Origin of the sequence: Sediminitomix flava, from assembly GCF_003149185.1 — a bacterium.
In the GTDB taxonomy this organism is placed as follows: Bacteria; Bacteroidota; Bacteroidia; order Cytophagales; family Flammeovirgaceae; genus Sediminitomix; species Sediminitomix flava.
Window position 1 is genome coordinate 908,871 of record NZ_QGDO01000002.1, and the last position, 11,530, is coordinate 920,400.

8 protein-coding genes are annotated in these 11,530 nt (G+C 37.2%); 2 read left to right on the forward strand and 6 right to left on the reverse strand.

Annotated features, from left to right (window positions below; translation table 11 throughout):
* Positions 1-55: 55 nt before the first annotated feature.
* Both BC781_RS10835 and BC781_RS10840 read right to left on the reverse strand, forming a co-directional pair.
* Positions 56-1,681 carry a sodium:solute symporter gene (locus BC781_RS10835; protein WP_109617457.1) on the reverse strand — a complete coding sequence of 542 codons (1,626 nt, stop codon included), beginning with the start codon at positions 1,679-1,681 and terminating at the stop codon, positions 56-58.
* Between the two features lie 134 nt (positions 1,682-1,815).
* Complete coding sequence (locus BC781_RS10840) at positions 1,816-2,847, reverse strand: glycoside hydrolase family 130 protein (RefSeq protein WP_109618008.1); 1,032 nt, start codon at positions 2,845-2,847, stop codon at positions 1,816-1,818.
* 313 nt (positions 2,848-3,160) lie between these two features.
* Here BC781_RS10840 and BC781_RS10845 point away from each other — a divergent pair, with 313 nt between their 5' ends.
* Both BC781_RS10845 and BC781_RS10850 read left to right on the forward strand, forming a co-directional pair.
* Positions 3,161-5,185, forward strand: a complete 2,025-nt coding sequence (locus BC781_RS10845) for a T9SS type A sorting domain-containing protein (RefSeq protein WP_109617460.1) — start codon at positions 3,161-3,163, stop codon at positions 5,183-5,185.
* Between the two features lie 37 nt (positions 5,186-5,222).
* Positions 5,223-6,122, forward strand: coding sequence for a sialate O-acetylesterase (locus tag BC781_RS10850; RefSeq protein WP_109617462.1), 900 nt, complete (start codon positions 5,223-5,225; stop codon positions 6,120-6,122).
* 62 nt (positions 6,123-6,184) lie between these two features.
* Here BC781_RS10850 and BC781_RS10855 read toward each other — a convergent pair whose 3' ends face one another.
* The 4 genes from BC781_RS10855 to BC781_RS10870 form a co-directional block, all read right to left on the reverse strand.
* Positions 6,185-6,982 (reverse strand): hypothetical protein, encoded by a 798-nt coding sequence (locus tag BC781_RS10855; protein ID WP_109617464.1) that lies wholly within the window; start codon positions 6,980-6,982, stop codon positions 6,185-6,187.
* Positions 6,983-7,123: 141 nt separating this feature from the next.
* Positions 7,124-8,257, reverse strand: a complete 1,134-nt coding sequence (locus tag BC781_RS10860) for an SGNH/GDSL hydrolase family protein (RefSeq protein WP_109617466.1) — start codon at positions 8,255-8,257, stop codon at positions 7,124-7,126.
* A gap of 109 nt (positions 8,258-8,366) precedes the next feature.
* Entirely contained in the window at positions 8,367-9,659 is a 1,293-nt protein-coding gene (locus tag BC781_RS10865) for a glycoside hydrolase 5 family protein (RefSeq protein ID WP_146201672.1), read from the reverse strand.
* 292 nt (positions 9,660-9,951) lie between these two features.
* Positions 9,952-11,523, reverse strand: a complete 1,572-nt coding sequence (locus BC781_RS10870) for a cellulase family glycosylhydrolase (protein WP_109617470.1) — start codon at positions 11,521-11,523, stop codon at positions 9,952-9,954.
* Positions 11,524-11,530 lie beyond the last annotated feature (7 nt).

Consider the following 11,530-nt stretch of genomic DNA (forward strand, 5'->3'; position numbering starts at 1 on the left):
TTGGTTATTCATTTTCTTAAGTAATCAATAACCAACCGATAAAGTCTAAACTAGATTAAATGTAGAAAAGGAATGACGCAATTGCAAAAACAGCTAATACGGCAGATTGTATTCTAAAGTTCTTATACCAAACGACACTTTTCAAAGCCTCTGTTTCTTCGTGCCACAAAGCGGTTGTCCATAGGTTTCCTTCTAGTTGCTTCCCTGTTGGTGGTTTTGTCATTATTGAAATGATAATGGTTATCGCCATATTTGAAACCAACAAGAAAGGAACGAGCATTAAGAAATGCATATCGGCAAATGGTGTATATTTTTTAAAGAAGAAAAGTACTATCGCAACTAGACCTCCGAAAACTAAACCACCAAAAGCACCTGCTGAATTTGTTCTTTTCCAGAATAGCCCCAAGAAGAAAATCCCTACAATTGGTGGAGCCAAATAAGATGCTATTTCCTGATAATAATCTACCAATGATCCAAACTTTCGGATATTGGGAGCCCAAAGAGCAGCCACAATCAGAATAATGGTTGAAATAATCTGACCAACTTTTACCAACTTTTTGTTATCTGCCTTTTTATCTATTCGGGTATAAAAGTCCATTGTGATCAATGTAGAAGCCGAATTCAATGCTGCTGAAAGTGTAGACGTCAAGGCTGAAATCATAGCTGCCATAATCAATCCCATCAAACCGATAGGCATCAACTTCATGATCAGACGAGGGTAAATTTCGTTTACATCAACTAATTCAGTAGCTGCATTTCCAAAAATGCTAAGAGGCACTTCTACATCAAATAAGTCAATGAGTCTTCCGCAAAGACCTGGAATAATGAAAATCAGAAGTGTGAAAACATAAAGGAAACCAACAAATAATACCCCTTTTCGCCCTTGATCAATTGATCTAGCTGAAAGTACACGCTGAACCATAACTTGGTTATTTCCCCAAAAATAGAAGCCGAGAACAGGTATACCGAGCAGCATTCCGAGCCAAGGCGTTGTAGCATCATCCATCGGACGAACAAGATGCAACCACATTCCTTCACTGAAACGTTCGTGCAACACATCCCATCCGCCAACTTCTGTAATTGCTAAGTATGAAAGAATCACTGATCCAATAATCAGGATTACGGCTTGTACTAATTCTGCATTGATGGCTGATGATAAACCACCTAAAATTGTATATGAACCAGCTACAATAGCGAGGATAAAGATAATGGTTTGTAGTTCTGCCTCAGGGTAAATCAGACGAATAATCAGAGCTCCAGAATAAAGCGCTGCTGCCGCATCAAGAAAGACATTTCCAATAATGGTGATCAATGAAAAGAATGTTCTCGAACGTTTATCATATCTTCTTTCCAAAAACTCGGGCATGGTGTATACCCCAGATTTTATATAGAAAGGCAGGAAAAACATCGCAAAGAATATCATCACCAAAATCGATAACCATTGGTAGTTATACACTGCCAACCCTGTTTTAAAACCTTCTGCAGATTGCCCGATCAGTGTTGTTGAAGAAACTGAGGCTGCAAAAAGTGATAAACCAACGGCTTTCCAAGACATATTTCTACCTGCCAAGAAGTACGATTCTGAATCTTGGTTCTTTGAGTTCTTTAGTGCCCAAAAAATGACCCCGATAACATAAACTGCAATTAATACAGTATCGAGTGTGCTTAATTGTATGTTCATTAGTGTTTTATTTATCAGTCCAAACAATAGCGATACAAGCCTTTTGTGCTAACAAGAGCAGAACTTTTCGTGAATAAAAATTCTTTCTCAGAACTCAAAAAATAACATTCAAACGTTCTGCTCTTCTAATTCCCTCAGTCTTGTAATGATTCTTGTTTTGTATTTTCTTTCACAAATGCTACCAACTCATGAATGTTACAAGTAGCAACTCCACAGTATTGGTCAGAACCTCCGTAGTAAATGTATAAGGTATCATCTACGAGTACGTTCCCTGTCGGGAATACCACTCCCCATTTATAAAGACCTTCTTTTTCCCAAGCTTCTTCTGGCTCCATGATAAAGTCTTTGGTACGGTAAAGGATTTTTGAAGGGTCTTCTAAATCCAGAAGACAAGCACCTACTCGGTAACATTTATCTTCATCTACCCCATGATAGAGCATCAACCAACCTTCTTCTGTTCGAATTGGTGGTGTATTGCCGCCTACTTTTTGCTCCCACCATTCTTCACCTTTTAATAAAAGCTTTGAAGGCTCATTCCAAACCATCATGTCTTCAGAATAGCGAATCCACATAGATGCCGTTTCACAACCAAACTCATCTCCAATCCACTCTTTTGGACGATGCAACATGACATATTTTCCATTCACTTGTTCAGGGAACAAGATTACATCTCTATCATCAAGCTCTGGAGCCGTGATTCTTCCCACTCTTCTCCAATTCTTTAGGTCTTTAGATACTGCAAGTGCTGTGTTTGCTGTATTTTCTTTTAAAACTGAAGGGTGGAAATCATCCATTTCTGGAGCAACTACAGCATCATAACTGTATTTCCAATATTGCCCAGGAGCAAAAGCTCTGTATGCATAAGTCATGTAGTAAGCATCTCCAAATTTTACAACTCTAGGGTCTTCTACACAACCTGAGTCTGGTCCATCTACAGACGGCGAAAGTACAGGTGTATCAAGAGGTCTTTCAAAATGGAAGCCATCAGTACTTTCAGCTAGACCAATATGTATTTTATGTTCTTCATCATCTCCTGCTGCTCTATATAACATATAGAACTTACCATCTTCGTACCATGCACCAGGGTTACATACTACTAAGTTTTCCCATGCATTATTCGGGTTTGGAGACAAAATCGGGTTTCCTTCAAATTTCTTTAGCTTCATATTTTTTGATATTAATTGTTCGTCTGTTTTGTAAGCGTATAATCTACGAATACAAAAGTAGAGACTCGTGAAGCCAAAGCCTTGTACCATTACGCTAGAACATGATACATTTTTGAAAACATAAACTAATCATGAATTAAAGTTACTCAGAAAAGTATTTGTTGCTAATAAAACAATTGTTAAAGATTCAAGAAAGTACCATGTTTCAAGATGAATGAAGTAGTTTTTACACTTTTTATAGGCAATCTTTGATTAAACTAAAACTGATAAATTTTTAACACGAATATTCTTTAAACAATAAAGACCTGTAGAGATGAGAAATTTCTTAGCTTTCTTAATGGCTAGTCTTTTTTGCATTCAATTCGCATGGGGACAAAGTAATATCAGCACAGACCATATAATTTCTGATGATATATTGGAGGTTTTTACACCAACAACTAACCAAACTAATGTAGAACTTTTTGAAAAGTATGAAGCAGAAGTCAACTTGAAAGTAGGGTTTATCAATCCTCATGATCCTGCCCATATATCTGTTGATGCAGAAATCACTTTACCAGATGCGTCAACAATTTCCTATCCTATGTTCCATAAGGAAACCGATACAAGCAATGGACATTCTACATGGGGCTTTAGGTTTGCTCCGCGTACAGAAGGACAATATTCTTATGTTATAAAAGTGAATAAAGACGAGTTAAGTAAAAGCTCAGAAGCAATCACATTTGAAGCGACCTCAACGGAAGAAAAAGGATTCTTACACAGCACAGGAGAAAAAACGAATTTCACATTTGACAATGGCGATTCCTTTAGAGGTATCGGGATGAACATTGCATGGGAGGCTCGATTAAGTATTGGAGATAACCCTAAATACACTTATGATTTTTGGTTTGACCTCATGAATGAGCATAATATTAACTATGTACGTACTTGGGTAAACGCCCCTTGGAATTTACCATTAGAATGGAACGATCCAAACTTCGGCAGATATTCAAAACATGAAGACGTAGGTTACCATCCTGAGGGAATTGAGCGATTTGATTATATGATTGAAGAAGCTGAAAAGAATGGTATCTACTTGATGCTGGCAATGGATTATCATGGTGCACTTTGGGTAAACAACAATGATGGATGGGGAAATAACTTCTGGAATAAACATCCTTACAAAGAACTAGCAGGATGCGAAAATCCGAATGATTTTTTCACTTTTGACGAAGCAAAGCGCCTTTACAAAAACCGTATGCGCTACATTATTTCGCGTTGGGGATACAGCACTTCGGTAGGTGCTATTGAGTTCTTTAATGAAGTTGATAATACTATTTTTTATGCGGGGCAAAATGTCAACGAAGCTGATGTTGTAGCTTGGCATAAAGAAATGGCTGAATACCTTATTTCAATCGATTATCATGAGCATGTAATCACAACAAGTATTAGTCATAAAGAAATTAATAAGCTATTTGATATTGATGAACTAGACCTTATTCAGTCTCATATCTACGGAAACTCACAGTCAATTACCAACAATATTACTTATTACTCTGACAAATATGATAAACCTTATGCTGTTGGAGAAACAGGTGTGAGCTGGGATGGCTCAAATAAGAATAAAGGACTATGGGAGAAAGATTTGAAATACTCAATTTGGACTTCACTTTTTGAACAAACGCCTGTATTACCCATGTCTTGGTGGTGGGAAGACTTCGAAGCTTGGGATAGTTACAATATGTTCTCTTTACTAAGAGAAGTAACCGATAATATGACTCCTAAAACAGCAAACGACTTCTTAAAATTAAGTCTGACAAGCACCGTTTCAGGATATGAAGAAAAAGCAATTTTAGTAGATAAAAGGGATGCTCATATTTTCTTAAACAATACCTCAAACCAAAATTTCACGGACTTTGCTATTCAAGTAGCAGGTATTCCAAATGGACAATATACCGTAAAAGTATATGATGCTTACAGCTATGAATTGCTTAATGAAGAAGAAAAATCGCCAAATTCTTCAGGAAGAATTACACTGGGTATTGACCGTTTACAAAATGGAAATGGAATATACATTGCCATTTTAAATAAGCATAGAGGTGATATCACTGGGAATGATGATCCAAAAGAAGTCGGAATTAAATATTACCCAAACCCGACCAACAGGGTCTTAAATTTTGAGCTCGATCCTTCTATGACAGCTCCAAAAACAAAGATTCAAGTTTTTAATACCCTAGGTCATCTTGTTCTTCAATCTCCATTCAATAAGTCGATAGATATTAGCTTTTTGCCTTTAGGTTTTTACATCTTAAGACTTTCTGATGGGGCTAAAGTAGCTTCAGGAAAATTCCTTAAAAACTAGTTTCAAGGTATCTAGACAACAATTTAAAGGTTAAAATATGAATAGACATTTACTTCTCTTATTCCTAAGTTTTCTCTCTTTCTATTCGTTGGGATGTGACGATACATCAGAAGAAATTGACAAAACTCCAACAGATACCTTAAATAGAAATCTTCATATTTATCTGTGTTTTGGACAGTCAAATATGGAAGGTTCAGCTCAGATTGAGCCTCAAGACCAAACCGAAGACGAACGCTTTCAAATGATTCAGCCAATGGACTGTGACAATCTTGGAAGGTCAAAAGGAGAATGGTACACAGCTACTCCTCCTTTATCTCAATGTTATACAGGACTTTCACCTGCTGATTATTTTGGGAAAACAATGGTCGCGAATTTACCCGATAGCATTTCAATCGTGATTATCAATGTTGCAGTTGGAGGTTGTGATATTCGTTTGTTTGACAAAGACAAATACCAAGATTATACAGAGATGTACACTGATCAAGGAACTTGGTTTAAAGATAAAGTGGATGCCTATGGCGGAGCACCTTATTATACACTGATGAGTCTAGCAAAAAATGCTCAGAAAAAAGGTGTGATAAAAGGTATTCTTTTACATCAAGGAGAAACAAATACTGGAAATCAACTTTGGCCTTCCTATGTCAAAAAAGTCTATAACGACATGCTTGAAGACCTTTCATTGGAGGCTAGTGAAGTACCTCTTCTAGCGGGAGAAGTAGTTCATGAAGATCAAGGTGGAATTTGTGCTACAATGAATGAAATCATCAATAAACTACCTGAGCAAGTTCCTACAGCTCACGTAATTCCATCAAGTGGATGTACAGTACAGGAAGATAATGTGCATTTTGACTCGGAAGGAGTCAGAGAATTAGATAAAAGATATGCGCGCAAGATGCTAAGTCTATTGGGCTACGAAATGAATACAACTAAGCTATAAGTTAAATAAATAACTATATCTAAAAATCCATCCTTATCGTGCTTAAGGATGGATTTTATATTTTAATCTAAAACTTCTGAGGAATTCTCTTCTTTATATTTCCATAAGTGTATCACATTTTTCATTTTCTCTGAAAGCTCCTGTAACTCACTTTCTCGATTGGTGCTTGGCCACCACATATGAATTGTATCTAAAGCTTCTTGAAATTCACGTCTCAAAACATGAAACTCAATAATTAATGCATCAAGCAATGGATGTACAAAAGGAGGATAGCACGTTTTCGTGAACTCTAATAGATAGGCTAAGTTTTCAAAACTAGCTGCAAAGGTTGATAAAACATGGATACAATCAACTTTAGATTTATAAAAATAGATTGGATAATAATTTTCTAAATCTTCAATCAGTTCATCCATATAATTCATCATGACATCATGGTCACATGTCATCAAACCTCTTCCATTCGTCATATTGACACTGCTGCCCTCATAAACCGAATCTCTAAAAGTTATTTTATAATGCAGCCTATTTGTCATTTCATCATAATGAAATTCGTTATTGATCAGCTCTTGTTCATTACCAAAGTATACATTCGGACCATCAATACTTACTTCACTTGCAAACTGTAATGGATTAGGAGCTGAAAACCCACTGATCTCTTGGCGTTCAATACCAGTAAATATTCCTTCAATAGTCCCTTCATTAATTCTAGATAATTCAACTGCTCCTACATAAGGGTTAAGCAAATAAAATCCTTGAAGAGGGTAAGTATAAACAACCTCTTCATTTTTATTTTTCGAACAGTTTGACAAAAAGACTAATGAAAGTAAGCCAAAGAGTACTTTGGAATAAATGTTCATCATGATAGTTTAGGTAAGGAATAATTTTGCTTGAAAATACGAAGTGAAATTATTCCTTATAGTTAGTATCTTTTAATGTTAAGAACTGATATCTCAACATTCCTAAACATTAGGACTTCTATGCATTAGTCAACTTTCAAAGACTTAACTAACCTTCCAATTCATCAAATTCGCAAGATAGTTCGCTAGCTCTTTTCCATTTAAATCTTGTTGGGCTGCCGAAGGATGCCAACTTGCGCCGTAACCTAACTCACCACAAGGACTGAATTCGAAATAATGAACATGATTATCTCCTTCTTCCTTTTTAGTTTCCAGAATACCCTCTAAAGTACCTTCCAAAATACTTCTTCGGAAATCAACTAAAAGTGGGCTTAGTGTGCACACAATTGGTAGTTCATTTCCATACTTTGAGCGTAGAGTATCTATCAACTCAAGATATGCTTCCGAAAATTCGACAGGATTAAAACCATTTCCATCCCAAAGATCATTTGTACCTAAAGCTATGACCAATACATCTGGTGTGAATTTCTTAAAATCCCATGCCGCAATACTATCTGCATGAAAAGCTTTAGAACCATCATAGGGCATAGTGAATGGGTAAAGCTGTGGCATAGGAATCCCATTGTTACCGTAGTTTCTATACACGCCAATCCCAGAAAAAGCATTGGTCTGAAAATCTGCGCCTAAACTTCGAGCAGCAATAGAAGCATAAGCCATATAACTATTTTCTGTTTCGGGCAAAAAAGGTGCATCTGCATCCAAAGTTTCTACTCCATATCCACAAGTGATAGAGTTTCCGATAAATTCAATTTTGTGTGCCTTTGGACTAACTGATTGCAGTTTTTTTCCTTCATCAATTGTGAAACCTTTCAACACACAATATCCACAATTTGACTCTGTAATTTTGATGAGCTCCAATTCATGAAGTTTATCTTCAAGACTATCAGCTAAAACATATTCTTCCTGTTGTGGATAAACCGCAATTTTAAACGGTTCTTTATCGTCAATTCTGACTAAAAAGTGGTTATCTCCATCTAATCCCGTGAATTGCTGAAGGTGCATTTTGATAGAACTTCCTTCAAATGCGGTTCTGAAAGTGACATTTGGGTAGGAAAACATCAGTCCTTCGGAAGTTTCTTGCGTTCTTCCTATTTCTGAAATATTAGGGTGTTTAGCTGAAAAATAAGGTCCTTCTTCTACAGTAGGCTTCATACACGAATTCATAGCGGTCATTCCTATTAGGGTGAAACTTGCTACAAAAGTAATGATTCTTTTCATGGTATTAAGTTAAAGATTATAGCACAAAACCTGTTTAGCTCAACGAATTTTATCTTGATGATCTAAACAGGTTTTTTCAGAAAAAATCAGTACGAAATGTCAAATGAAGTTAGAGCGTGACATTTAGGCTCTTCAACTTCTGAGCATATTTTTTAATGATTTTATGTGTAGACTTATCTGTGTCATAAACAGAATACCAACCTTGATGCTCATGTGGCGGATCTCCGATCAGATCGTCTCCATGTTTCCAAATTGATTTTGGTGCAGAAGGACGACCTTCTCCTCCCCAAGCCCAGAAATTACATCCCATCATTGGAGCGCCTTCTTCAGATGCACTTCTTGCCACTTCTTTGAAGATTGCAGCATAATACTTGTCGCGCATTTTTACTGAAGAAGCATCCGAATGATCATCTAGATCTCTAGAAATCCCAAACTCTTCTAAAACGACAGGTTTCCCCATTTTTTTTGCGATAGCATTGTGTTTTTGCATATATGCTAAAGCATTTTTGACTGCTTTTTTATAACTCTTTTTCTTAAAAGGATCATACCATCCCCAGTTCTGAACCCAAATGTGATAGGTCATATAGTCGATTGCATCACTTTCATGATCTTTTTCGAAATCTGTTCCAGCCCAAGAGCTAGGCGTATAACCTTCAGAACCTGTAGAAACAAGGTGATTTGCATCTAAGCTTTTAATGAATTTGGCCGTCGTGTTGATCCAAGAAGATAAAAGCTTGTCTGCTGTTTGATCTTCGGGTTCATTGGCCAATTGCCAAGACATAATTGTAGCATCTTCGGTATAAGCTTTTCCTGTAATGCTATTTGTACGCAAAACGACTTTTTTGATACTTTCTTGATAGAGCTTTTGTGCTTCTTCTAGTTCGTAAAATTGACTTGAATATTTGGCAAAAACACCCCAATCGCCACCTTCTGCCGGTGGTGGATAAGGAATGCTTTTATCTTTTTTTACCCACTGTACATATTGCGCCATTCCTCCAGACCAAGGCCAAAAATTGTTTAATACTACAACTGCTTTCATCTCTCTTTTTGCCATTTCTACCAGAAGATAGTCTAGCCCTTCAAGAAGTTCTTCATTGAAAACACCCGGAGCGGTTTGTACCGTTGGAGTTACTCGCCAAGGAGCAGTGTCAGGGCCTTCACTTGTTCCAAGAATTCGGAGGTTAGTAATGCCAAGTTCTTGAAGTCGATCAAGCTCTCTGATGAGCCTATCTTTTTTGTAAGCACCCAAATTCATTCCGTACCAAAAATTGGTGCCCATATAATGATAAGCTTGCTGATTGATAAAGAATTGCCCGTTTTTGACATGGACAAAATCGGTTTTCTGAGCAAAAGTCATTAGGCTCAGAAAGCAGGATATAAATAGAAGGATTAGTTTTTTCATCTTAAGTAGTCATCATGTAGAGACAAGGGGGATATTTGAACTTATCTCTACTATTTCATTTTGGTTAGTGTTATTCTTTTGGCTTGATCCAAAAGAATCAAAAGATCAAGGCTATAGATCTTCCGCCTAAATCCTTCTTCATTCTCGCTGAAAATTCTTAACTCGCTTCACTCAAACAAGAGAATTTTCTTTACGCTTTCATTTCAAAGGATTTTAACGGCTTCACCTCTAATGCCACTTCGAATCATTTATTTAGTGGCAATAAAGGTAAATGGCTTACTATGAAAATCTATTATTCCATTGTAGTTAGCACTACAACACTATAAGCTGGAAGTGTGACATTACTTCCTTTCTTCAGATTAAAACCAGCAGGTTTTGGTTGAGGCCTACCCATATCTGTGTTGAGTTGGTAAGACTCTTCTACGTAGGATAGTTGCTTCACTTCTTGCGTTGAAGCCCCCTCAATTGCGACATGGATGGATTGCGTCTCAGCAGAATTGTTTACTAACATGACGGTATATTTCCCATCTAAAACACCTGCTGTCAAACGAACATTTTGAGGTAATTGTGTTTCTTGTTTTAAGATGTCAGTTCCTTCTGGGAAATATTTACAGATCCAAGACCAAGGGTAGAACCAAGGACGAATATTTTCATCTTCGGGTCTGTCAATGAGTTCTGTACCCAAGATATTCCAGAAACCCCAACGTTTTAATTTATTCTTTTCTCCTGTATCATTTTTGGTGTGCATGGCATCGTCCAAATCCCAAGCAACCATACCTTGAGCTCCTGCATTCATAAGCTGAATGGTGGCATCTACCATATCTACTCCGTAGCGATAGGTGAATACGGCCATTTGAGAATCTTCATTGGAAGCATAACCATCTTCAGTTCCCATTCTCAAATTCTCTTTATGATGAGGTGAATCCCAAGCATCTTTTATACCAATTTCTCCTACGAAAAACTTCTTTCCTGTTTTTTGAACAGCAGGAATGTCTTGAGGCAAATACATGGATTCTGCTGCTTTTCCATTTCGAGCGTCTTCTGTCCCGATGTAGGTATGAATTTCATACGCCCCAATGTTTTCATCTAATTGATCAATACTCATTTTTACCCAGTCAGAACCTTTATAGTCTTTATTTGGGTAAGTGTATTGCGGTACAGAACCGGGGCCAGAAACTCGAACATATTTATCGAGCCCTCTTTCTTTAATTTCTTTATCTAAAGCGACAACACCTTTGCTCCACTCTTCAAAGTCGCCAAGGGTAGATGCCCAATCTCCGTTTGGCTCATTCACCAAGTTGTAATATCGAATACAGGTATAGCCTTTAGTGTTGATCATATGGTCTAAATAGGCCCCAATCATTTTGATCCAACGAGTATCATGCGCATTATCTAATCGGTCTTTTTTAGCATTGGCTTCTTCCAAATCATGGAAATGATAAGGCGTTCCCCATTCTCCAAAAATCACCTCAATCTCATTTTGCTGACAGTAATCCATGAGTTTGTAAAGCTGATTCATCTCAGGATTATCAAAATCGAGAACAGGCTGTCCTTTTTTATCTAGACCTTTGTAGTATCTCCAGTTTGCTTGATCTACAACGCGGATAAGTTGAGGTTGCATATAATCAACACGTTGGAATAAGGTATCCCATTTGGCATTGGTCATCAAATCGCCCCATTCTGCTGTAGGGCCGTCGGCATGAGGATATGCAGACCATTGCACACCGTTTCCAACAAAGCCTTTACTGATAAATTCATTGGATTTGATATCTGCGAAAAATTCAGATTTCTGCTCTGTTTGGCAGCTAAACAGCATAGAAGCGCCTAATGCTGCTATACATATTGATTGTTTGATTGATTTCATGTTCTAA